Here is a 23,756-nt window from a genome sequence, read left to right on the forward strand (position 1 = left end):
TTGAATGATCATATAAAGATATGTTTATATGATCATATGGATAAAATATACATAGATAATATGGTGGATTGCCTTAGGGCTGCAGGTGAAACCACACGCGCGCGCGTGTTGGCACTGCTTAGCCGTGGGGAATTGTCGGTTGGAGAACTTGCACAAGTTCTCGGGCAGAGCCAGCCCCGTTTGTCGCGCCACATGAAATTTTTGACTTCCGCAGGTCTTGTCGAACGTATGCCGGAAGGAGCTTGGGTATTTTATAAATTGCCTCGCAAAGGTGTAGGGCGAGATCTCGTTGATTCCATATTGAAGCTTATTGATCTAGAAGGTGACGGACTACAAAGAGATTTTGTGCGTCTTGAAGAAATTCGTGCGGCTCGTCAAAAAGAGGCCGGTGAATTCTTTGAACGTTCTGCCAAAGAATGGGACGCTATTCGCGCATTGCATTATCCAGAAGCGGATATTGAAGCAGCCGTGTTAGACGAGATTGGCCAAGGACCTTTTGAGCACATCATTGATATGGGCACAGGTACGGGACGTATGCTGTCGTTGATTGCGCCATTTGCGAAGTCTGCTGATGGTATAGATTTGTCTCATCAAATGTTGACCATAGCGCGCTCAAATTTATCAGATGAGAAATTTTCTCATGTCGATGTCCGGCATGGAGATGCAACGCAAACCGCGTTTAATAATAATAGTGCGGACCTCGTCATTATTCACCAAGTTCTGCATTTTCTTGATGAGCCAGAAAGGGCGATTCAAGAAGCAAGTCGATTACTAATGCCGAATGGATTGTTGTTAGTCGTCGATTTTGCACCACATGATTTGGAGTATTTGCGACGAGATCAGGCGCATCGTCATTTAGGTTTCTCTGACGATTATTTCGCAGATTGGTGCGAAGGGGCTGGATTGATTGTTGGTCCTACGCGACGATTTGATGCTCCGACTACGACATTGAAACAAGAACAAGCAGGAATTGCGGTCAATATTTGGACTGCAAATAAATCAACATCACCAATCGTTCCAATTATGCCTACTGAACATTTGGACTCTAAGGAATTAAACGCGTGAGCAATCTCAATATATCTTTTGAATTTTTTCCGCCAAAATCAGATGCGGTTGAAAACCGGTTATGGGATTCTGTTCATCGGCTTTCGCCCTTACAGCCTAAATTTGTATCGGTGACATATGGCGCTGGTGGTTCTACCCGTGAGCGGACACTAGATGTCGTTGGCAAAATCGCTGCTGACACGTCTCACTCCATCAAAGCAGCAGGCCATATTACTTGTGTGGCAGCCAGCAAGGCTGAAGTGAATGAAGTTCTGCAAAGCTATTGGGAGCGCGGTGTTACGAGTATCGTCGCATTGCGAGGAGATCCTGCTGAAGGCATTGGTGCCAAATATACCCCTCATGAAGATGGTTATGCTTATGCATCTGATCTCATTCAAGGCGCTAGAGAAATTGCAGATTTTGATATTTCCGTCGGTTGCTATCCTGAGTCTCACCCTGAAGCGCGCAGTTTGCAGGACGAGCTGACCAATCTTAAACGCAAGTTTGATGCGGGCGCTGACCGTGCGATCACGCAATTTTTCTTCGAACCAGAAACATTTTTGCGTTTTCGGGATAAAGCAGAAGCTGCTGGTATGGATAAGCCAATTGTGCCGGGCATTATGTTGCAATCCAACTTTAAGGGTTTGGCGCGTATGGCTGAAATGTGCGGTGCCTATTTGCCGCCCAAATATGCCGAACTATATGAAGGGTTAGACGATGATCTTGAAACAAGAGATTTGGTGACCGCTCATTTGACGGCCGAACTTTGCAATAAGTTGGTTGATGAAGGCGTTAAAGATTTCCATTTTTACACCATGAATAGGGCGGGACTGTCTTTGGCGACATGTCGTCTATTAGGTGTGAAGCCAAGCAAGGGCATAAGCGCATGAATCGCGAACAAAGATTAGAAAAAATCACCAAAATTGCGAATGAGCGTGTGCTTATTCTCGATGGAGCAATGGGAACAGAGCTTCAGACATTTAAGCTGACTGAAGAAGATTTTCGTGGTGCGCAGTTTAAAGATGTGGATCGCTTCCTCAAAGGAAATAATGATCTACTGAATTTAACAAAACCTGACGTGGTGAAAGAAGTGCATCGCCGTTATTTTAATGCTGGTGCGGATATAGCGGAAACCAACACATTTTCAGCTACCACAATTGCGCAAGCTGATTACGCATTGGAATCCCTTGCTGCAGAAATTGCGCGTGAAGGTGCGAAAATTGCGCGTGAAGTTGCAGATGAATTTGAAACTGAAGATGCGCCCAAAGCTGTCTGGTCTGCGATTGGGCCGACAAACAAAACCTTGTCACTTTCTCCCGATGTGAATGACCCAGGATTTCGTGAAGTCACGTTTGAACATGTTGCTAAAGCGTATCAGGAACAGATCGCCGCAATGGCTGAGTTTTCAGATGTGTTTTTGATTGAAACGGTGTTTGATACCCTCAATGCAAAAGCTGCTATCAAAGCGGTGAAAGATTGGGAATTTGAGTCTGGTGAGAGCCGTCCGATTGTGTTGTCAGGCACGATCACAGATGCCTCAGGACGAACATTATCGGGACAGACAACGGAAGCATTCTGGTATTCTGTGCGTCATGCAAAACCGTGGGCGATTGGATTAAATTGTGCCTTGGGTGCTGATCTCATGCGTCAGTATGTGGTCGCGCTGTCTAGGGTCGCTGATACACGCGTGTTGGCTTATCCAAATGCTGGTTTACCCAATGAATTCGGGGAGTATGATGTGACACCGGACGAGCAAGCTGTACACCTAAAAGCTTGGGCGCAAGATGGTATCGTCAATGTTCTTGGCGGATGTTGCGGGACAACGCCTGCACACATTGAAGCAATTGCAAAAGCCGTAAAATCGAGCGCGCCGCGAAAAATACCAAGTATTGATCCGGCTATGCGTTTGTCTGGACTTGAGCCGTTTGTTTTGGCCTAGAGAGCATTTGAAATGACTGATCAACAATCGGACAATTTACAATCTGGTGAAGCTAAAATCGGTCGTTTCGTTTTTCGAATTACGGTTGCGCTTGCTTGGTTTGTTGCAGCCGTTGCAGTTTATACGAGTGCCGAGAAATTTGATATTTCATACACGATGAAAGTGATCATCGCTGGTTTTGCGGCAGTCATGGCGCTGGTGTCATTTGTTCAAGCGCTAGGTAATTATGGGCCGGAAGATAAGCGTCCTTCTGATAAGCCCGATGACGAAATTGAGAAGAAATAAATATGACCGATACTACAGCCACTTTCGTCAATATTGGTGAGCGTACCAATGTGACTGGTTCTGCCCGTTTTAAAAAGCTCATCTTAGATGATGATTATGCGACGGCAGTAGATGTTGCGCGCCAGCAAGTTGAAAACGGTGCGCAGATCATCGACATCAACATGGACGAAGGAATGCTTGATGGCCAAAAGGCTATGGTGACATTTCTTAATCTGATCGCCGCTGAGCCTGATATTGCGCGCGTTCCTATCATGATAGACTCGTCTAAATGGCATGTGATCGAAGCGGGCCTTCAATGTGTGCAGGGTAAAGCGGTTGTAAACTCGATTTCCTTGAAAGAGGGTGAGGCTCAATTCATCGAGCAGGCGCGCAAAGTGCAGTCCTATGGTGCTGCTGCTGTTGTCATGGCTTTTGATGAAGTGGGGCAGGCTGATACAGAAGACCGTAAGGTCGAGATTTGTGTGCGCGCTTATAAAGTTCTGACCGAAAAAGTTGGGTTTGATCCAAACGATATCATATTCGACCCTAATATTTTTGCGGTCGCAACAGGTATTGAAGAGCACAATAATTACGCTGTTGATTTTATTGAAGCAACGCGTCGGATTCGTAAAGAGTGTCCGGGTTGTCACATCTCGGGCGGGCTTTCAAATGTATCATTCTCCTTCCGTGGAAATGAACCAGTGCGCCGCGCAATGCACTCTGTTTTCTTATATCACGCCATTCCAGCAGGCATGGATATGGGGATCGTAAATGCAGGCCAGCTTGATATTTATGACAATATAGATGCTGATCTTCGCGTGGCTGTTGAAGACGTTATATTAAACCGCCGTGCTGATAGTACGGAACGTCTTGTTGATCTTGCTGAAAAGTATCGCGGACAAAAAGGTGCGGAAGTCGTCAAAGATATGTCTTGGCGCGAGCAATCTGTTGAAAAACGTATCGAGCACGCATTGGTGCGCGGTATCACTGAATTTATTGTTGAAGATACTGAAGAAGCCCGATTGGGTTTTGATCGTCCACTCCATGTCATTGAAGGTCCATTAATGGACGGGATGAATGTTGTGGGTGACCTGTTTGGTGCTGGTAAAATGTTCTTGCCGCAGGTTGTGAAATCTGCTCGCGTGATGAAAGCTGCCGTCGCGCATTTGCTTCCTTTTATGGAAAAAGAAAAAGAAGAGCTTGGCACACAAGATGAGTCCAACGGTAAGGTCTTGATGGCGACCGTTAAGGGTGATGTTCACGATATTGGTAAGAATATTGTGGGTGTCGTGCTTGCCTGTAATGGGTATGAGATTATTGACCTTGGCGTGATGGTGCCAGCCGAGAAAATTCTTGAGGAAGCTATCAAGCAGAAAGTTGATATTATTGGGCTTTCGGGACTGATCACGCCGTCACTTGATGAGATGGTATTTGTGGCTGCGGAGATGCAGCGCCGCGAGATGAGTTTACCGCTCATGATTGGTGGGGCAACGACAAGTCCAGCGCACACGGCTGTGAAGATTGAGCCAGTATTTAACCGTGCGCCAGTTATTCACGTGCTTGACGCCAGCCGCGCCGTGCCTGTTGTGGGCCAGCTTTTGTCCGATGACGATCGTCCGGCTTATTGGGAAGAAGCAAAAGCAAAATACGCAAGCATTCGCGAGCGCCGCTCTGGTGGCAAAGCTAAACCGCGTATGCCGATCGAAGATGCACGCAAGGATAACACAAAGATTGATTGGTCTAGCTATACGCCGCCTAAACCGCTTAAGCCGGGTTTGACAACAATTGATGATGTCGATCTTGCTGAATTGGCGCGTTATATTGATTGGACGCCATTTTTCATGAGTTGGGATTTGAAAGGCTCTTACCCTGCAATTCTGGAAGATGAAAAACGCGGCGAAGCAGCCCGCACACTCTGGGCAGATGCGCAGGCCATGTTGCAGCGTTTGATCGGAGAACAATGGCTCACGTGTAAAGGCGTTGTCGGGCTTTGGCCTGCCAATGCAGATGGTGATGATATTATCGTCTGGAATTCAGAAGAGCGTGACGAAGAGGCGGCGCGTTTCTTCTCTATCCGCCAGCAAATGATCAAAGATAATGATCGCGGCCAAACGGCACTTTCTGACTTTATCGCACCTCAGGGTGAGGGCGCTGATTGGATGGGTGGCTTTGTTGTGACTGCTGGTCATGGCGAACTTGAAAAAGCCAAAGAATTTGTCGATGCCGGTGATGATTACTCATCCATTATGGTCAAAGCTCTGGCGGACCGTTTTGCCGAAGCTTTCGCCGAAATGCTGCACGAGCGTGTGCGTAAATCTATTTGGGGATATGCACCCGATGAAGCCTTCGACAATGAAGCGTTGGTTAAAGAAGCATATGACGGTATTCGTCCAGCGCCTGGTTATCCATCTCAGCCTGATCACACTGAAAAAGAGACGCTCTTTAATTTGCTGGAGGCAACAGAGCGAGCAGGTGTTGAGTTGACGACATCTTACGCAATGAACCCGCCTGCTTCTGTGTCTGGTCTTTATTTTGCGCATCCCGAAAGTGCTTATTTTGCAGTTGGCCGCATCGAAAAAGATCAGGTTGAAAGTTACGCCGAGCGTAAAGGTTGGGACCTTTCCAAAGCTGAGCGTTGGCTGGGCCCTATCCTTAACTATGATGCAAATGCGCTTTAAACGCATGGATTAAAAAAACTGCCTTCCAGCTTGAATGCCATTTCTGCGTGTGTAATGCTCGGCTGAGATTGGTTGGAGGGCATAAAATGAAATTTGTAATAACTTTGTTTTTTAGCATTGTTTGCTTTTCGGGAAATGTTGCATACGCAGCTAAGTCTCAGAAGCCAGATGTAACCAAGATGGCCTTTGAGGAAACTTGTAGTCCTGATTTGGCGCGTTGGGAAATTATTTATCAACTTGGAAAAATTCATGAAAAGCTGGAGGCCAAAGACTGGCAAGGTGCTTATGATGCAACCGCACCTTTGGAAGGCTTTGGAGCAACTTGTTGGGAATGGTTGACTTTACAAAGATATAAATCTGTCATTTTCGCAAGCGAGGGGAAGATAGATACGGCTGTTGAAATTTTAGATAAGTCCTTGAACCTTAAAGGGTTAAAACCTTATCAAATTGAGAGCATCTCAAAATTCAAAACAAAATTACTCGCAGGTGAATGGCAGTATAAATCATATGTCGAGAGAGATGCTCAAGCTAAGGCGGATGCTTTGATTGGCGCACTTGATCGAGATGAGTACGAAATAAAGAAGCCTTCCGTTTGGAAACTCAAAAGAACGGCAAGTTCTTACTCTGGAAATGCAATGTGCTATGTTTTTCTTGATCTGACCGAGGAAGGGAAGCCGGAGAACTTAGTCGCGAAATGTAGTTTCGATAAGTTTGAAGAAGCTATGGTTGAAGCATTAGCCAGCGTGCGTTTCTCGCCGCGCTATGAGGGTGGCGTTGCCGTTAAAACAAAAGAAGTGATGTACCCGTTTGAGTTGGTTATGAACCAATAAGTGTTCTGTGGGGGGGATATGAAGTTACTATTTTGTATTGGAATGAGTGCTGCCATATTGGTAATGGGAATAGAGTCTGAGGCTGTTGCTGATGCAAATAATCAGGCAGTGACGAAGGATTGGTCGAAATCTAAATGTATGAATTTTAGTTCCAATAAAGATATCGAGGATTCTGAAAATGCGCTTAAGGAGGCGCATTCTAGCAAAGACTTTAAAGGCGCCAATGCGTTGGCGAGTGAGTTGATGGATAACAAATTAGGTTGTCAGCAACGTTATGAAATTGCTGATATCGGTTATAAATCAGCAGTTGCCTTGAGGGATTTTTCTAGCGCTCAGGGGTTTCTTCCTGTCATGCGTAAGCATCTCAAGAAAAAGGGAGAAGATGTTAATTTTTTTGATCGATTAATCCAATGGGTCGATGAAAATAAAGCCGCGCATGATGCTGATATTGAAGTAGCTGACAGAGATGCTTTTGCTATACGGGACCGAACATTACACTACGTGTATAAGGATTTTATTGACAATAGAAATTATGCTGGAAAAGTTCCAACGACACTATGTGAAGTGAATTTTGCAATTAGTGAATATGGTCAACCGATCTCAGTGGAGGCGAAATGCGATCAGAATGAAGTGCAGGCTTCTCTGATCAAACATATTCCGAAAATGTTGTTTGCACCTAAAATTGTAGATGGAAAACCAGTTGTTCAAGAGCGTTATGGCCTGAAAGTGCGAATTGAATAAATGTATATCATTACGTGCTGTTGCGTGGCATTTTGTGCAGCGATAAATTCTACTGGTCGGCAAAAATAGATTGAATGCTAGCCTTTATACCCAAACTCCGTTTATCCTCTCTTTATTATGTGAAGAGGGGATTTTTCATGAAGCGTGCATCTTTGATTTTGGGGTCAATTTTTCTAGGGTTTGCTATACTAGGCGGATGTGCATCTGCACCTGACCCTGCTGTGCTTGAGCAAGAGCGCTTGGCCGCATTCGCGAAAATTGAAAAACAAGCCGAATATGATATTCGCGCTCTGCTTGCTAAGCAGGATGCTGCTTGGAATAAGGGAGATATTGACGGTTTTATGGAAGGTTATTTGCCGTCAGAAGATCTACGTTTTGCATCCGGTGACAATATCACTTGGGGATTTAATGAGACACTTGAAAGATATAAATCTCGTTATGACAGTCCTGAAAAAATGGGAAAAATCTCTCTAGAAATTCAAGAATTCAAGCTGTTTACTGAAACTGATGCGACTGTTTTTGGGCGTTGGTATCTGACCCGCCCTGAAGCTGGCGATGCGGGCGGGTTATTTACGCTCATCTTAGAGAAACAAAATGGAAAATGGCTGGTGGTTTCTGATCATACTTCGTAAAAATTCTATTTTGGTTTTGATAAAGCAATTAAGGCTGTCATACATATTTATAGGGTGTTGGACGTGTACGGATTGATTGGCAAAATAACCGCTGTGGCGGGTAAAAGTGATGAATTGGCGAGCATTCTTGTAGAGGGCACTAAAAATATGCCGGGATGTGTGAGCTATACGATCGCAAAATGCACAGAAGAGAGTGATTTGCTCTGGATTACAGAGGTTTGGTTGGATAAAAGCAATCATGAAGCCTCCTTGCAGCTTCCGGCTGTTCAGGCTGCGATCGGTAAGGGGCGACCATTAATTGCGGGCATGGAGCGTGTCGCAACAACTAATCCAGTAGAGTGAGTTTCTATTAAATGAACGGCGAAGATTTGGTTGCGGATGACAATTTGATAGGTCTGCGTAAGTGGGCGGCTTCTGTTGTTGAGCATAAATGGTTTGCGCCTTTCATCACGACAGTCATCGTATTGAATGCGATTACGCTTGGTATGGGCACATATGATGTCTGGCCACCTGCGATGATGCAGGCGATGATTTTATTCGATGGCGCTGTGACTAGCGTTTTTGTACTAGAAATCGGACTTAAACTAATCGCGTATCGCTGGCGCTTTTTTCATAGCGGTTGGAATGTCTTTGACTTGGTGATTGTGTCTGTCGCGCTTTTCCCCGGTGCGGGTGCAATGTCGGTCTTGCGTGCAATGCGTGTCATGCGTGTGTTGCGATTGATTTCTGTGGTGCCAATGTTGCGCCGTATCGTCGAGGCATTGTTGAAGGCAATTCCGGGCATGGGAGCCATTCTCGCCGTGCTGGGATTGATGGTTTATGTGGCCGCCGTTATGGCGACGACGCTTTATGCTGAATCCAATCCAGATCTTTTTGGTTCCCTTCCAAAGAGTGCCTTGTCTTTGTTTCAGGTGATGACAATGGATGGTTGGCGCATGGAAGTCGTGCAGCCTGTCATGGATGCGGGCCATCCTTATGCGTGGGTGTTTTTCCTGACATATATTATTCTGGCTAGTTTTGCGGTCTTGAATTTGTTTATGGCGCTTATTGTTGAATCGCTGAACGAGAATGTTCGTGAAGAGGTGCAAGAGATTGAGGATGCCGCTGAAGAGTTGCGAGAAGGCCAGCATGAAGCTCAGCTAGATCATGATGAGCTTGTGCTGTTGATAAAATCCATGCGTGAGGAAATGGCAGAGTTAAAAGATGCTGTATCTGATAATGCAGAGGCTCTGAGGAGTGTTGGGATACCTAAAAAGTAAGCGTTACACTATCGCTTTTAGGGTGCGACATCTCGTTTATCAATAAAACGTGAGCACCCCTTCAATAGTTTGCAAAATTCAGGCATACTAACAGTATGAGTATTTGGACTCGCCTCGCGAGCATAGCCCACACTTTATTCGCGCCTACGTCGAACATTTCAAGTTCAGGAACGATGACGCTTGCACGATGTGGAAATATGAAACCCGCTAAGAGCCATACCGCTGGAAAAGCGATTATGCGCGCTGATGCGGTGTGCGGACCTGATCCGGGTGATGTTAGTTTTACAGCAGCAATCGTTGGATTGGGCGCAAAATTGGCAAAAGCTGATGGCTTGGTAACTGAGGATGAAGTGGAGACTTTTTCTCGTGTTTTCCGCGCGGCTCCAGAGGATCAAGATTCTGTAAGGCGTGTCTTCAATCTCGCGCGGCAGACTGTGCGTGGTTATGAATCTTATGCCAAGCAGATCGCGCGGCGTTATGGTGATCGTCCTTGTTTGCTCGAAGGTATATTAGACGGACTGTTCCAAATAGCGCTCGCTGATAAAATCATGACGCTGGAAGAGCTTGAATATCTAAAATCTGTATCAGATGCATTTGGCTTCTCTGATGATGACTTCAGACGTATTCAGGCAACTCACATGGGTAGCGAAAAAGATGACCCATATATTGTGCTCGGGCTTACGCATGATGCCGATTACGATGAGGTCAGAAAAACTTATAGACAATTAATGATGGATCATCATCCTGATCGTATTGTTGCCACAAAGAAAGCGTCTGATGATTATGAGGCAGTTGCGCATGAAAAAGCGGCTGCAATTACTTCTGCTTTTGCAAGAATTCGCGCAGAAAGAGGAATTCTCATAAGCCCCGATTGACGAACTGCCTTTGAGCACACATCTTATCTGTATCCCCAACTCAGAGACCATAAATGACCCTATCTGCATCAAACAATGATTTCTTCTCAAAAATAGCTTATTATATCCGGCGTATTAGTGCGTGGTTCGCGCGTGCGGGATTTGGCTTTTTTGTTGTTTTTGCCGCTGGTGCTGCGTTGCTTGCGACAACAGTCATTGGCGTTTTGATTGCAGTGGCGGCTTTGTTTCTAAATTTTGGTGTGCGCATCATGCGTGGATCTAAATATCAGCACCAAAACACAGGACCTAAAACTGGTGGTACTGAGCGGATATTCACAGGGGCAACACGGACAAAAAATTCCAAAGCAGCTGGCGAAACGCTGGAAGCACATAAAACAGCAAATGGCTGGGTTATCGAGCCTGATTAAGAATTATAAGGCTAACTGGCTTTGGCTTTAATTCGTGAGACAATAATACAGGCACCAAGTGTCAATTTTGACGAGCGTCGACAACCATTGTCGATGCTCGTTTTGCATTATACTGGCATGCAGACAGGGCAGGCCGCTTTAGGGCGTATGTGTGATCCTGAAGCGAAAGTTGCTGCGCATTATATGGTTGAGGAAGATGGCCGCATCTTTCAGCTAGTGGATGAAAGCAAAAGAGCTTGGCACGCTGGTGTCGGGACATGGAGAGGCTTGGATGATATAAATTCGCGCTCCATTGGAATAGAGATTGTGAATGGCGGCCATGATTATGGTTTGCCAGATTTTCCTGAAATTCAGATTGATGCTGTCATCGCTCTTTGTCGAGACGTGTTGTCTCGTCATCAAATATTACAGTCTGATATTGTGGGTCATTCCGATATTGCGCCGGGGCGTAAGGATGACCCAGGTGAAAAATTTCCTTGGGAAAAATTGGCGCATGCCGGTATTGGTTTATGGCCTGATGAAAGCAAAAAGGCCTTAAGCGTTGGGAGTGTTGAGCTTCTCGCTGAAATTGGTTACGGCCTAAATGCTTCTCCTTCTGATCAAGAAATTACTTGCGTTATAAGGGCGTTCCAACAGAGGTGGATGCAGGATAACGTCACGGGAGAGCCGTGCTTAGAGACTTTGTGTCGCGTGGCTCAGATTGCCAGCATCTATCGAGAGAATACAATTTAGCTAGCTTTTCCAAAATGCATTTGGTAACAGAGCCATCTGACTAGGTGGCTAAGCGATCGCTGGCAATTTATTGCGAGAGGAAAGTCCGGGCTCCACAGAAACAAGGCGGCGGGTAACGCCCGCCCAAGTTATATGCACATTGGTGTTTGGCTTGAGGGAAAGTGCCACAGAAAGTAAACCGCCGGATGCTTTGGCTGATGGTAAGGGTGAAAGGGTGCGGTAAGAGCGCACCGCGGTTTTGGCAACAAGACTGGCAAGGTAAACCCCGCTTGGAGCAAGACCGAATAGGAACAGAAGGAGTTTAGTCTCCACATGCGTTTCTGCGTGCTGTTCGGGTTGGTCGCATGAGGTGATCTGCAAAGATCATCCTAGATGAATGGTCGCTCACTCATTCCAAAGAAATTTGGGTTGGGGGACAGAACCCGGCTTATAGGCCATCTAGTCAGCAATTAGCCGTCGCCATAGGGTGTAACGGGCTGTTGCTGAGTAATTTATGTGCATCTCTTTAATGTTCAGATTGGAGAGCTTTGTTCGCACATGAGTCAAGCTGCATTTTCTTAAAATATTTTGGAAATTTAAAATAAGAACATTCTTATTGTGTTGGGATTTTGTGGGAATTCTTATGGGAATGTGTGGGGTGATGTAGAAGTGTGTATGGGTGTAGAGCACACCTTCTACTGTATGTAGTGGTTTTTTGTATAAAATTGCTATGTATATTGATTTTTTCTTCTTTTAGGCGAGCTGTTTGTCTTGAATTCACTTTCATTGCCAGAGTGTTTCAAAATGAGAATTTGGGTTTGGTTTTGACGTTGCTCGACCGGTTTTTCACAAGCTATTCACAGATAATAGTACATGTTCTCATTATGTATGCGTAATGTTCTGCGCTAAATAAAGTTAATAAATGGTTTAGAGGGTCGACGTCCCAACAATTCCCATGGTATCCCTATACATCACTTTGGGGCGGGGCTGTTGTTCCTGAAGTGATGAGTACCGCTCGCGTATAAGAGCAAATTTTTATCACTTTATCAGGGCTACCGACGGGGCATGTTTCTTTCCACCTATGAAAGTAAGATCGACGCGAAAAATCGGGTATCCGTACCCGCTTCGTTTCGTAAAGCTTTGGGTGGTGATGATTTCATCTGCGTCTGGCCGTCATTTGGTAAAAGTAAAAACTGTTTAGAAGGCGGGAGTAAAAAACTGGTGAATAGCCTTTACAAATCAATCCGTAAGATGAAGCCGATGGATCCGCGTCGTCAGGCGCTGGAATATGGTATTCTCGGGGAGTGTAAAGAGCTTCAGTTTGATGGGGCTGGTGGCCGTGTCGTTCTCCCTCAAAAATTTGTAGATGCTGCCGGTATTACTGGGGAAGTTGCGTTTGTTGGTCTTGGAGAACGTTTTGAGATTTGGTCAAAAGAGCGCTTAGAAGAGAAGCGAGCTGAATTTATGGAGCTTGCAGCGGAAAGCGGCGATTTGATCGAGGCGGCCGATATTGATTTTGACTTTGATGATGAGGATGTGGCGTGACCCAAGAAGGTACTCATATTCCTGTCTTACTAGAACCTGTTGTTGAAGCTTTGGCTCCAACAGATGGTCGTGTTTATATCGATGGCACTTATGGTGGTGGCGGTTATTCGCGTGCCGTGATGGCTGTTGCTGATTGTACTGTTTTGGCGGTGGACAGAGATCCAGATGCGATGCAACGCGCTTGGGATCATGCAGGTAAAGACCCTCGATTGAAGCCCGCTCCGGGACGTTTTGGAGAACTTGATCTAGCGGCCCGTGCAGCCGGTCATGAATATGTTGACGGCGTTATGCTTGATTTGGGTGTTTCATCTTATCAGATAGACCAAGCCGAACGCGGTTTTTCTTTTATGCGCGATGGCCCTCTTGATATGCGAATGGAACAGCACGGCCCTTCAGCTGCAGATGCTGTGAATTTGCTATCTGAAAAAGATCTTGCATCTATTTTCCATTTTTATGGTGAAGAGCCAGCATCTCGCCGCATTGCAAAATTTATCGTGAAGCGCAGGGACGAAGAAAAATTTACACGCACTTTAGATTTGGCAAACTTGATTGAATCCAGTGTGGGTGGTCGTCGCGGTAAGAAGACTCATCCCGCAACACGTGTATTTCAAGCGCTGCGCCTTTATGTGAATGATGAGCTTGGTGAGTTGGTGCGTGCACTGGTCGCCAGTGAAGAAATAATCACGTCAGGCGGTCGTTTGGTGGTTGTTACATTTCACTCACTTGAAGATCGAATAGTTAAAACATTCCTTCGGGAACGCGGCGGTGCAATGGGGGGCGGCTCTCGTCATGCGCCAGAAGCGCCTGCTGGAAAATCACCTACATTTGAGCTTGTTGCGCGCAAAGCGATAGACCCAACGGATGAGGAAGTCGCAGGCAACCCTCGTTCGCGATCATCTAAATTGCGCTGGGCGATTCGAACAGATGCACCAACATGGGGGGAGAAAAGTGGCTTAAATTCTCGTATCCCTTCATTAGATGTATTGGAGGCGCTGCTAGCAGAATGAAGCGCTTATTTGCAATTTCCTTTGTCGTTATCGCCCTTCTGGCTGTTTCGGTTTACCGAGCAAAAGAAGGGGCGCAAGCATCTGAAATTAAAATCCAGAAACTTGAGCAGCAGATAGCGGCGGCAAAAGAAGAATTGCGCGTGCTGAAAGCGGAAGAGGCGCACTTGTCTCGTCCTGAGCGTATTGGGCCATTGGCGGCAGAAAAACTTGGAATGGGGCCTGTGCGTCCTGAGCAATTAAAGGGTGAAGCGGCGCTGCAAGCAACGCTTGCCGAGAGCGCGAGTGATGATGCAGCTGCATTAGTGGAGGGGCAGGATGCGGCTGAGTAATTCCTTCCTTCATTCTCTTAATCTTGATGGTGCAGGCGATCGTTGGGCTGCGCTGCGGGCCATTATGGTTGCGGGTGTGATTGCGTTGATGTTTGGTGTTGTCACATGGCGTGCCTCCGTGGTTGCAATGGGCGGAACGCATGAGGCAAGCGTTGCTGAAAAAAGTGTACATGTTGCAGCACAACGGTCTGATATTGTGGACCGAAATGGGGAGTTGCTCGCAACTTCGTTGACAATTGATAGCCTTGCCGCAGCACCTCAGGAAATCTGGGATGCGCGCGAAGTGGCCGAAGGTCTTGCGACAGTATTTGAAGATTTAGATGTCGACCAATTGATTGCCCGTTTAGAGGACCCCAACCGCAAATTTGTCTGGATACGCCGTAAAGTATCTCCGCGTCAGCGTCAGGCTGTTTATGATTTAGGGCTTGAGGGTCTGCGTTTTGAAAAAGAAGTGCAACGTATCTATACTGGCGGCGCGCTTGCTGGACATTTGATTGGTTTTACAAATGTCGATTCACAAGGCATTGCTGGGCTAGAGCTCGCTCATCAAGATCGCTTAGCGGCGGGTGGTAAGCCGCTTAAGTTGACCATCGATACCGGCGTACAATTTGCCTTAGAAGATGAATTGAAATTTGCGGCTGAAGCTTTTCACGTAAAAGGCGCGGCCGGAGTCGTTATTGAAGCGAAAACCGGTGCGGTTCGCGCGATTGCATCTTGGCCAGCCATTGATCCAAACCGTCCCGGCGATATGACTGGTGATCAGCGCTTAAATCGTGCGATGGGTGCTGTTTTTGAACTTGGTTCTGTTTTTAAACCACTAACTGTTGCTGCTGCTCTTGATGCGGGTGTATTGCGTCCATCTGAAACATTCAATGTCGCTCAAAATATCCAAATCGGCGCTGTGACTGTGCGTGATCGTCATCCAATCAGCTCAATTGCGAGTGTGACGGATATCATTGTGCATTCTTCCAATGTGGGAACGGTGAAAATCGAGCAATTATTGGGACTGCGTCAACACAAAGAATTCTTGGACAGAGTAGGCTTGTTGTCGCGTCCGCAAGTTGTTTATCCGGGGGCTGCTGCGCCAATCTTGCCTGTAGAATGGGATGAGTTAACTGGGGCTACTATTTCATATGGGCATGGGCTTGCCGTGTCTCCGTTGGCATTGGCGGCTGCATATACAGCTTTTGCAAATGATGGAGAGATGGTTCGTCCTCGCTTTGTAGAACCGGAGCCTGAAGATGAGATTGCGCGGACGCGTGTGGTTTCTGCGCCGACTGCACGTTTAATTACGGACATGATGCGCCGTACGGTCACGGACGGAACAGGTACGCGAGCAGATGTTTATGGTTATGAAGTTGGCGGAAAAACGGGCACTGCCGAGAAACCGGGACCCGATGGTTATGACCCACACAGAAATATCTGTTCTTTTGTGTCGCTCTTTCCCACATCTCGCCCTGAATATGTCGTTTTAATCGTATTGGATGAGCCTGAAGCGTTGGAAGGTGAAGGAAAAACAGCTGCGTTGAACGCGGCTCCTCTCACAGGGCGATTAATCGCGCGGATAGCGCCAATGTTAGATGTTGCTCCAGTTTTGGAAAAACGTCGTTCGACATCCGATAATTCGTCTGGCGTGCGCGCCGTCTCAGATAAGAGGGCGTTATGAAACTAAGCCAAATTTTTGACAATGCACCAGATTGGGAATTCACAGGTCTGACGTGTGATAGCCGAAAAGTGGCGCCAGGCTTTGTGTTCGCAGCGTTGCTAGGCACAGTGTCTGACGGGCGCGATTTCATTCAAGCAGCTATTGATAATGGTGCGATTGCTGTCTTGACAGATGAACGTGATGGGGAATGGGAAATTCCTGCTATTAAAGTCGCGGAGCCACGTTTGGCGTTTGCGAAAGCTGCCGCCGCTTTTTATCATAAACAGCCAGAAGTCATGGTTGCTGTGACGGGGACAAATGGCAAATCGTCTACTGTTGATTTCTTGCGTCAAATATGGACAGAGCTTGGGCATGTTTCAGCATCTGTTGGAACGTTGGGAGCCGTCGGCCCATCCGGTGCGGTTGAGCTTGGTCACACGACACCAGACCCTGTGGCTGTGCAGTCTACTCTAGCGATTTTGGCGAATGAAGGTGTCACCCATTGTGCAATGGAAGCTTCATCTCATGGGTTGGCGCAATATCGTATGCATGGCGTCCAACTGGCTGCGGGTGGTTTTTTGAATCTTTCACAAGATCATTTGGATTATCACAAAGATTTTGAAGACTATTTTGCTGCTAAGATGAAGCTGTTTTCCGAACTTCTTCCTGAAGGCGCACCAGCAATAATCAATGCTGACAGCGATATGAAAGACAAGGCTTTGGCGATTGCGACAGCGGCAAATTTAAAGCCATTCACTGTTGGTTGGCGCGGTGATCATCTTTGGATTGATGAAATTTCACCTCGCAACACAGGACAGAAACTGCAATTGCAATGGGAAACGCCTGAGGGTGATAAAGAAACAATCGTAAATCTTCCATTGATCGGTGAATTTCAGGCGCTCAATGCTTTGGCTGCGGCTGGTATTGCGCTGTCTCTTGGTGCTGATCCAATGGCGGTATTTGCCGCTATGGAAAAGCTAAAGGGTGTGAAGGGGCGGCTTGAATTAGTTGCTGAAACTCAAAACGGAGCAGGAATTTTCGTAGATTTCGCTCACACGCCTGACGGACTGGATACATTGTTACGTGCGGCGCGTCCTCACGCAGCTGGACGCGTGATTTGTGTGTTTGGATGCGGCGGTGACCGTGACGCAGGTAAACGTCCAATCATGGGTGAAATAGCAGCAAAATATGCTGATGAAGTTATCGTCACAGATGATAATCCACGCTCGGAAGATCCAGCATCCATTCGCGCGGCAATAATGGCAGGCGCTCCCAATGCAACGGAAATTGATGGCCGTGAAGCTGCGATCAAAGAGGGTATTTCCCGTTTGAAAAAGGGTGATGTGCTCATGATTGCCGGTAAAGGTCATGAGACAGGTCAGATAATCAAAGGCGAAACATTCCCATTCTCTGATCATGAAGCTGCGTTGACAGCTTTAGCTGAGATAGAGGGAGGCGCTGAAAAGTGAATAAATCTCTCTGGACCTCAAAAGAAATAGCTGCAGCCACAAAAGGCGAGATGACAGGAGACTGGAAAGTATCCGGTATTTCCATTGATAGCCGAGAAGTTGCAAAAGGTGATTTGTTTGTTGCGCTGAAAGATCTGCGTGACGGACATGAATATGTGTCTTCCGCCATCGAAAAAGGTGCTGCCGGGGCGTTGATCTCTAGCGATTGTGGCGATGTGCCATGTGTGACCGTAGATAACACGCTGCACGCGTTGGAAAATCTTGGTCTAGCTGCACGTGCGCGCTCAAAAGCCATCCATGCTGCTATCACTGGTTCGGTGGGTAAAACCAGCGTGAAAGAAATGATCGCGCAAATTTTCCGCTCCAAAGGAAAAGCGCATTGGAATGTGAAATCATTCAATAATCACTTTGGCGTGCCGCTTACCTTGGCGCGGATGCCGCGCGATACAAAACGCGCTATTTTCGAGATTGGGATGAACACGCCGGGAGAGATTGCGCCTCGGTCTAGAATGGTGCGCCCGCAGATAGCGTTGGTAACTAAAATTGCCGGTGCTCACCTTGAGGGTATGGGAACGATTGAAGCCGTTGCTGACGAAAAATCAGATATTTTTTGTGGCCTTGAGCCTAATGGTGTCGCCATTCTGCCGCGTGAAGATGATTTTTTTGATTATATGAAGGCACGTGTCTTTGATTGCCAGCCGACAGCCTCGCTTTTGTCTTTTGGTGGTGCTCAAAGTGAAGCTGATGCGCGCTTGATAAGTTTTGAACCAGAGGGAAATGGCTCGCAAGGCACTGCAGACATTCTGGGCGAGACTGTTTCTTTCCAGCTAAATGCAATTGGTGATCATTGGGGCATGAATGCAGTTCTTGCTATTTTGGTTGGTCGCCTCTCTGGTATGTCTGCCCAAGAAGCGGCAGACGGTCTGAAAGGTTATACACCGCCAGCTGGTCGCGGTGCGGCTGAAATACTGAAAATGCCATTTGGCGAAATTACGCTGCTCGATGATTCCTATAATGCAAACCCAGAAAGCATGCGCGCTGGTCTTGCTGCATTGGGGCAGCGTTCCGGTCGTAAAATAGCAATCCTCGGAGAGATGCGAGAACTGGGGCCGGACGCGGATAAATTACACGCAGATTTGAAAGATCCTATCCTCAAAGCGGGTGTTTCAGAGCTCTTTTTGGCAGGTGATGGATTATTACCATTGCGTGACAGTTGCAGTAATAATGAGAACGAACCGGGGGTTTGCTGGGCGTCAACCTCAAAAGAACTAGTTTTAATGGTTAATAAGTCGTTAATAAGTGGTGATGTCGTCTTGATAAAAGGCTCGAATGCATCCGGTATAGCGAGTGTCGCAAATGCCCTGAAAGCACTCAGCCAAGGGCCTGAAGAGAGAAACGAAAAAATGTCAGCTGCAATCACAGGAGGCGAGTAATGCTCTATCTATATTTAACGCCTCTAGCTGAAGACTTTGGGTTTTTGAACCTATTCACATATCTTTCGTTTCGTTCTGGTGGTGCTTTGCTTACAGCTTTGTTGGTTGGTGTGTTGTTTGGCGACACAATGATCAATTGGTTGCGGTCCCGTCAGGGGAAAGGGCAACCTATCCGCGATCTCTCCCTTGAAGCGCAAATGTCGAAACAGGGCACACCGACAATGGGCGGATTTATAATCTGGCTGTCTATGCTCATCGGCACGCTTTTGTGGACCGATCTTACCAATCCATATATTTGGGTCGTGCTGTTTGTAACTTTATCATTTGCTTTGATGGGGTTTCTCGATGACTACGCAAAAGTCGCTAAGCAATCGACTGATGGTGTATCTAGCCTTGTGCGGCTGGGCGTTGAGTTCGTTGTCGCCGCGATTGCTTGTGCATTTATCATGGGCCTTCATGGCGCTCACACACCGCTTGGTTATGCTGATTGGGGTAGTTTCAATGATTTATCTCAAGCGATTGCATCATTAGCGCCGCACACAAGTGCAGACCCCAACCCTCAAAGTTTCGCAGGCGGCGTCGCTATTCCGTTTGTGAATGATTATTTCTTCCCGCTTGGTGGTTTGTTTATTGCGTTTGGCATGATTGTGATCGTTGGATTCGCAAATGCAGTGAACTTCACAGATGGCCTTGATGGTCTTGCAATCGTTCCCACGATTTTCTCGGCAATGGCGTATGCACTGATTGCATATTTAACGGGTAACTTCGTGTTTGCCGAATATCTGGGAATTCAATTCACGCCTGGAACGGGTGAGTTGGCTGTTTTATTGTCTGCCCTTATTGGCGCTGGAATGGGCTTCCTTTGGTATAATACATTTCCAGCAAAAGTGTTTATGGGCGACACGGGATCTCTCGGTTTGGGAGGATTACTTGGTGTTGTCGCCGTCGCGGTAAAACACGAGTTTGCATTGGTGATTATTGGCTTCTTATTCGTATTAGAAGTGATGTCAGTGATGATGCAGGTCGGATATTTTAAACTTACTCGTAAATTGACCGGTGAAGGTAAACGCATTTTCAAAATGGCTCCTTTACATCACCATTTCCAAAAAGATGGTTGGCCTGAAACCCGCGTTGTCGTGCGTTTTTGGATCTTGTCAGCGGTGTTCGCGCTGATGGGCTTAGCCACGTTGAAACTGAGGTAATGGCAGCATGATCCCCGTTTCCGTATACAAAGGTAAAGATGTTGCTCTCTTCGGCTTGGGCCGGACAGGAATCTCTGCGGCGCGTGCTCTTATGGCAGGTGGTGCCCGTGTTCATGCATGGGATGACAATGAGATCTCACGTGAAAAAGCAGCAGAAGCAGGTCTGACAATTGCTGACATCAATAAAATGGACTGGCAAAAATTCTCAGCGTTAGTGCTATCTCCGGGCATTCCGTTCAAATACCCAGAGCCTCACCGCGTTGTGAAAATGGCTAAAATGGTTGGTGTCCCCGTTGTGGGTGACATGGAGTTGTTTGCGCGTGCTGTGGCAGAATTGCCCGCTTATGCACGCCCGAAAATTGTTGGAATTACTGGCACGAACGGTAAATCAACAACGACGGCTCTTATCGGTCATATTCTAGAACGTGCTGGGCGCGATGTGCGCGTTGGAGGGAATATAGGTGTTGGTGTTCTTGATCTAAAAGCGATGAATGCGAACTCTATTTATGTATTGGAATTGTCTTCATATCAGCTGGACTTGATTGATAGTTTACGTTGCGATGTCGCTGTGTTCTTGAATGTTTCTCCTGATCACCTTGATCGACATGGTGGAATGCAGGGTTATGTTGCGGCAAAGAACCGTATTTTCCGCAACCAGACATCTGCTGATACTGCCGTGATCGGTGTGGATGACATGCGTACTCAGATATTATGCACACGTTTAGCTGCTGAAAACACGCGCCGTGTCTGTCCGGTATCTGCTGAGATGGCGCTAGGACGCGGTGTATCAGTTCTAGAAGGAATGTTATCTGACAGTCTTTCTGGTCATGCAGAAACGTCCGTTGATCTTTCATCCGCGCGGGCATTGCCGGGACAGCACAATCACCAAAATGCCGCCGCGGCTTATGCTGCATGTCAGTCTCTTGGTTTGGATGCCTCCGAAATAATTGATGGTTTGAATTCATTCCCTGGTCTGGAGCACCGTCTTGAAAGCGTTGGAAGCGTCAATGGTGTCGCCTTTGTCAACGATTCCAAAGCGACAAATTCACAAGCAGCTGAGCAAGCCTTGCGCGCTTATCCCAATGCTTTCTGGATTGCAGGTGGCCGCGCCAAGGATGATGGCATTGATGCGCTAGCGCCGTATTTTTCAAGTATCAAGAAAGCCTATTTGATTGGTCACGCTATGTCTGATTTCAGCAATACGCTGAAAGGCAAGACGCCAACAATGAATTGTGGAACCTTGGATGTAGCTGTTGCTGCAGCGTATAAAGATGCGTTGGCATCAGGTATCAAAGATCCTGTTATTCTCTTTTCGCCGGCATGCGCCAGTTTTGATCAGTTCAAAGATTTTGAAGCGCGTGGTGATGCTTTTAAAAACCAAGTTCACGCGATCGAAATGGACTTTAAAAAAAAGAGTAAAATCATCGCCTGATAGGCTGATACAGAACCGGGAATTGGCTATACATGACTAGCTTTGCGCGTTCCGATAGATCACTGTTGGCGGAATGGTGGAGAACTGTCGATAAATTGATGCTAGCCAGCCTTTTTCTCTTAATGGGCGTGGGGCTTCTTGTATCGTTGGCAGCAGGGCCGGCTGCGTCTGAACGGATTGGCTTTTCTGATCCTTATCATTTTGTGTATCGGCAGGCCTTTTTTATGGCGTGTGCTGCTATATTGCTTGTCGGTACGTCGATTTTGACGCCGCCTTGGGCGAGGCGTGTTGCGGGGATTGTATTTTTCTTAGGGTTTCTGCTGATGGCTTATATTCTGCTCTTTGGGCATGAAGCCAAAGGCGCGCAGCGTTGGATTCGTATTGCGGGAACGACTTTTCAACCCTCGGAAATTGTTAAACCCGCTCTTGTCTTGATTATTGGCTGGCTTTTGGCACAGCGTGAGCATTTCCCTAATGCACCGTGGACATTAGTGGCGTTTATTCTCTACGCGGCAACAATGGGACTTTTATTGCTTCAGCCGGACGTGGGGCAATCGGCACTTTTAACAGCTGGTTTCCTTGCTGCATTTTTTGTTTCTGGGATTTCCTTGTCTTGGGTGTTTGGTTTGGGCGCTGGGTTTGTCGCCTTGGGTGGAAGTTTGTTCACATTTTTTCCGCATGTGCGTCACCGCGTGAATTCATTTATAAACCCCTCTGAATATGACACTTATCAGATTGATACAGCACGTGAAGCAATTGAACGTGGCGGCCTTATGGGGGCGGGTATGGGGGAAGGGCAAATCAAACATGATCTTCCTGATGCACATACAGATTTTATATATTCTGTGATTGGCGAAGAGTTTGGCTTGTTTGTGTGTGTGGCGCTTATTATTTTATTTGCAGTCATCACAGTACGCGGCGTACTCACTGCGTCACGTCATCCAGACCCTTATCCGCGAGCAGCAGCTGTTGGCTTGTTCACATTGTTTGGCATCCAAGCTGCGATTAATATCAGTGTGAATATTGCACTTATACCCAATAAGGGAATGACGCTTCCTTTTATTTCATCGGGAGGTAGCTCTTTATTGGGATCGGCGCTAACTCTGGGGTTCGCATTAGCCTTAACGCGGCGACGCCCTGAAATTTCGATGAGACGGTTTATTCCCTGATGACAAATCTCCCTTCAAATGATGCTTCTCCATTGGTGATAATTGCAGCTGGCGGAACGGGTGGACACATGTTTCCCGCGCAAGCTTTTGCCACTGAAATGGTCAAGCGCGGTTGGCGGGTTGGTCTGGTCACTGATGATCGCGGCATGAAATATGTTGAGAATTTTCCAGCCGAATGGATTGAGCAGGTAAAAGCAGCAACCATTGGTTCAAAACGTCCTGACAAGCTGATTGTGTCTGCATTAAAAATCAAAGCAGGCATCGGTGCCGCAAAAAAACACATGAAGCGAGTGAAGCCTGCACTTGTGGCTGGTTTTGGTGGGTATCCAAGTTTCCCGTCTTTATCTGCCGCTAAGGCGTTGCATGTTCCAATTATCATTCATGAACAAAACGCAGTCTTAGGCCGCGTGAACCGCTTATTTGCAAAACATGCTGTAACAGTTGCGTCTGGTTTTGGACGTCTTGATCGAATACCCAAAGAAGCTGAAAGCCATCGCATAGAGGTTGGAAACCCTGTGCGCGCGCCGATATTGGCGATCCGTGATCTGCCTTATCCAGCGGTGACCGCCGATACTAAAATCAATTTACTTGTAACGGGCGGAAGCCAAGGCGCAAAAATGTTTGGTGAAGTTGTGCCCGCTGCTATTGAGCAATTGCCAGAAAGCCTGCGCAGCCATTTGCATATGGTGCAGCAAGTTAGGGAAGATCAAATTCCAAACGTACAAGCAATTTATGATGCCGCTGGCGTGACATGTGAGTTAGCACCATTTTTCAATGATATGGATCAGCGACTTGCCGTAACGCATCTTGTTATAGCCCGCTCAGGCGCAGGCACAGTGACAGAGCTTTGCGTAGCCGGTCGTCCCGCTATCTTAATCCCTCTTGGTATTGCTATGGATGATCATCAGCGTGCCAATGCGGAAAGTCTAGAAGCTGGCGGCGGCGCTGAAGTTATTCTCGAAAAAGAGTTTACAAAGTCGGCTTTGGCGCATGTCCTAGAGGAGCTATTGGGCCCTGGAGGTGACCTTGAATTGCGCGCAGCAGCGGCCAAAGCGTTAGGCCCATTGACGGCAGCTGAAGAATTAGCCGACATTGCCATAAAAGCAGCGAATCTTTAGCGTATTTCCCTGTCAGGAAGATACCAA

23 protein-coding genes and 1 other RNA gene are annotated in these 23,756 nt (G+C 47.0%); all 24 read left to right on the top strand.

Annotated elements, in window-relative coordinates:
- Positions 1 to 36: 36 nt before the first annotated feature.
- The 24 genes from HBAL_RS01855 to murG all read left to right on the top strand — a co-directional run bounded on the left by HBAL_RS01855 (position 37) and on the right by murG (position 23,729).
- Entirely contained in the window at positions 37 to 1,065 is a 1,029-nt protein-coding gene (locus HBAL_RS01855; RefSeq protein WP_015826223.1) for an ArsR/SmtB family transcription factor, read from the top strand.
- Positions 1,062 to 1,934 carry a methylenetetrahydrofolate reductase [NAD(P)H] gene (gene metF, locus HBAL_RS01860; protein ID WP_015826224.1) on the top strand — a complete coding sequence of 291 codons (873 nt, stop codon included), beginning with the start codon at positions 1,062 to 1,064 and terminating at the stop codon, positions 1,932 to 1,934. Before HBAL_RS01855 ends, metF begins: the two co-directional genes overlap by 4 nt.
- Positions 1,931 to 2,983 (top strand): homocysteine S-methyltransferase family protein, encoded by a 1,053-nt coding sequence (locus HBAL_RS01865; protein ID WP_015826225.1) that lies wholly within the window; start codon positions 1,931 to 1,933, stop codon positions 2,981 to 2,983. Before metF ends, HBAL_RS01865 begins: the two co-directional genes overlap by 4 nt.
- 12 nt (positions 2,984 to 2,995) lie before the next feature.
- Positions 2,996 to 3,268, top strand: coding sequence for a hypothetical protein (locus HBAL_RS01870; RefSeq protein ID WP_015826226.1), 273 nt, complete (start codon positions 2,996 to 2,998; stop codon positions 3,266 to 3,268).
- A gap of 2 nt (positions 3,269 to 3,270) precedes the next feature.
- On the top strand, positions 3,271 to 5,925 hold the full coding sequence (gene metH / locus HBAL_RS01875; protein ID WP_015826227.1) for a methionine synthase: 2,655 nt from the start codon (positions 3,271 to 3,273) through the stop codon (positions 5,923 to 5,925).
- A 209-nt stretch (positions 5,926 to 6,134) separates the two neighbouring features.
- Positions 6,135 to 6,755: a hypothetical protein gene (locus tag HBAL_RS01880; protein ID WP_233356724.1), complete on the top strand. Its 621-nt coding sequence runs from the start codon at positions 6,135 to 6,137 to the stop codon at positions 6,753 to 6,755.
- A gap of 18 nt (positions 6,756 to 6,773) precedes the next feature.
- Positions 6,774 to 7,496 carry a hypothetical protein gene (locus HBAL_RS01885; protein ID WP_015826229.1) on the top strand — a complete coding sequence of 241 codons (723 nt, stop codon included), beginning with the start codon at positions 6,774 to 6,776 and terminating at the stop codon, positions 7,494 to 7,496.
- Between the two features lie 137 nt (positions 7,497 to 7,633).
- Entirely contained in the window at positions 7,634 to 8,128 is a 495-nt protein-coding gene (locus HBAL_RS01890; protein WP_015826230.1) for a DUF4440 domain-containing protein, read from the top strand.
- Between the two features lie 63 nt (positions 8,129 to 8,191).
- Complete coding sequence (locus tag HBAL_RS01895) at positions 8,192 to 8,470, top strand: putative quinol monooxygenase (RefSeq protein ID WP_015826231.1); 279 nt, start codon at positions 8,192 to 8,194, stop codon at positions 8,468 to 8,470.
- Between the two features lie 11 nt (positions 8,471 to 8,481).
- A complete protein-coding gene (locus tag HBAL_RS01900) occupies positions 8,482 to 9,387 on the top strand; it encodes an ion transporter (protein WP_015826232.1) in 906 nt (301 codons plus the stop codon).
- 95 nt (positions 9,388 to 9,482) lie between these two features.
- Positions 9,483 to 10,262 carry a molecular chaperone DjiA gene (locus tag HBAL_RS01905; protein ID WP_015826233.1) on the top strand — a complete coding sequence of 260 codons (780 nt, stop codon included), beginning with the start codon at positions 9,483 to 9,485 and terminating at the stop codon, positions 10,260 to 10,262.
- 53 nt (positions 10,263 to 10,315) lie between these two features.
- Positions 10,316 to 10,669, top strand: a complete 354-nt coding sequence (locus HBAL_RS01910) for a hypothetical protein (protein WP_015826234.1) — start codon at positions 10,316 to 10,318, stop codon at positions 10,667 to 10,669.
- 21 nt (positions 10,670 to 10,690) lie between these two features.
- Positions 10,691 to 11,401 (top strand): N-acetylmuramoyl-L-alanine amidase, encoded by a 711-nt coding sequence (locus HBAL_RS01915; protein WP_015826235.1) that lies wholly within the window; start codon positions 10,691 to 10,693, stop codon positions 11,399 to 11,401.
- A gap of 40 nt (positions 11,402 to 11,441) precedes the next feature.
- Positions 11,442 to 11,847: RNase P RNA component class A (gene rnpB, locus HBAL_RS16510), an RNA gene on the top strand.
- 598 nt (positions 11,848 to 12,445) lie between these two features.
- On the top strand, positions 12,446 to 12,925 hold the full coding sequence (locus tag HBAL_RS01925) for a division/cell wall cluster transcriptional repressor MraZ (protein WP_015826236.1): 480 nt from the start codon (positions 12,446 to 12,448) through the stop codon (positions 12,923 to 12,925).
- A complete protein-coding gene (gene rsmH / locus HBAL_RS01930) occupies positions 12,922 to 13,932 on the top strand; it encodes a 16S rRNA (cytosine(1402)-N(4))-methyltransferase RsmH (protein ID WP_015826237.1) in 1,011 nt (336 codons plus the stop codon). The genes HBAL_RS01925 and rsmH overlap by 4 nt, the downstream gene beginning before the upstream one ends.
- Complete coding sequence (gene ftsL, locus HBAL_RS01935; RefSeq protein WP_015826238.1) at positions 13,929 to 14,261, top strand: cell division protein FtsL; 333 nt, start codon at positions 13,929 to 13,931, stop codon at positions 14,259 to 14,261. The genes rsmH and ftsL overlap by 4 nt, the downstream gene beginning before the upstream one ends.
- Positions 14,248 to 15,927, top strand: coding sequence for a peptidoglycan D,D-transpeptidase FtsI family protein (locus tag HBAL_RS01940; RefSeq protein ID WP_015826239.1), 1,680 nt, complete (start codon positions 14,248 to 14,250; stop codon positions 15,925 to 15,927). The genes ftsL and HBAL_RS01940 overlap by 14 nt, the downstream gene beginning before the upstream one ends.
- On the top strand, positions 15,924 to 17,375 hold the full coding sequence (locus HBAL_RS01945) for a UDP-N-acetylmuramoyl-L-alanyl-D-glutamate--2,6-diaminopimelate ligase (protein WP_015826240.1): 1,452 nt from the start codon (positions 15,924 to 15,926) through the stop codon (positions 17,373 to 17,375). Before HBAL_RS01940 ends, HBAL_RS01945 begins: the two co-directional genes overlap by 4 nt.
- Positions 17,372 to 18,808: a UDP-N-acetylmuramoyl-tripeptide--D-alanyl-D-alanine ligase gene (locus HBAL_RS01950; protein WP_015826241.1), complete on the top strand. Its 1,437-nt coding sequence runs from the start codon at positions 17,372 to 17,374 to the stop codon at positions 18,806 to 18,808. The genes HBAL_RS01945 and HBAL_RS01950 overlap by 4 nt, the downstream gene beginning before the upstream one ends.
- On the top strand, positions 18,808 to 20,010 hold the full coding sequence (gene mraY, locus HBAL_RS01955; RefSeq protein ID WP_015826242.1) for a phospho-N-acetylmuramoyl-pentapeptide-transferase: 1,203 nt from the start codon (positions 18,808 to 18,810) through the stop codon (positions 20,008 to 20,010). The genes HBAL_RS01950 and mraY overlap by 1 nt, the downstream gene beginning before the upstream one ends.
- 7 nt (positions 20,011 to 20,017) lie before the next feature.
- Positions 20,018 to 21,442 carry a UDP-N-acetylmuramoyl-L-alanine--D-glutamate ligase gene (gene murD / locus HBAL_RS01960; RefSeq protein WP_015826243.1) on the top strand — a complete coding sequence of 475 codons (1,425 nt, stop codon included), beginning with the start codon at positions 20,018 to 20,020 and terminating at the stop codon, positions 21,440 to 21,442.
- 32 nt (positions 21,443 to 21,474) lie between these two features.
- A complete protein-coding gene (locus HBAL_RS01965) occupies positions 21,475 to 22,611 on the top strand; it encodes an FtsW/RodA/SpoVE family cell cycle protein (RefSeq protein WP_015826244.1) in 1,137 nt (378 codons plus the stop codon).
- A complete protein-coding gene (murG, locus tag HBAL_RS01970) occupies positions 22,611 to 23,729 on the top strand; it encodes an undecaprenyldiphospho-muramoylpentapeptide beta-N-acetylglucosaminyltransferase (RefSeq protein ID WP_015826245.1) in 1,119 nt (372 codons plus the stop codon). The genes HBAL_RS01965 and murG overlap by 1 nt, the downstream gene beginning before the upstream one ends.
- Positions 23,730 to 23,756 lie beyond the last annotated feature (27 nt).

The sequence above is a fragment of the Hirschia baltica ATCC 49814 genome (assembly GCF_000023785.1).
In the GTDB taxonomy this organism is placed as follows: domain Bacteria; phylum Pseudomonadota; class Alphaproteobacteria; order Caulobacterales; family Hyphomonadaceae; genus Hirschia; species Hirschia baltica.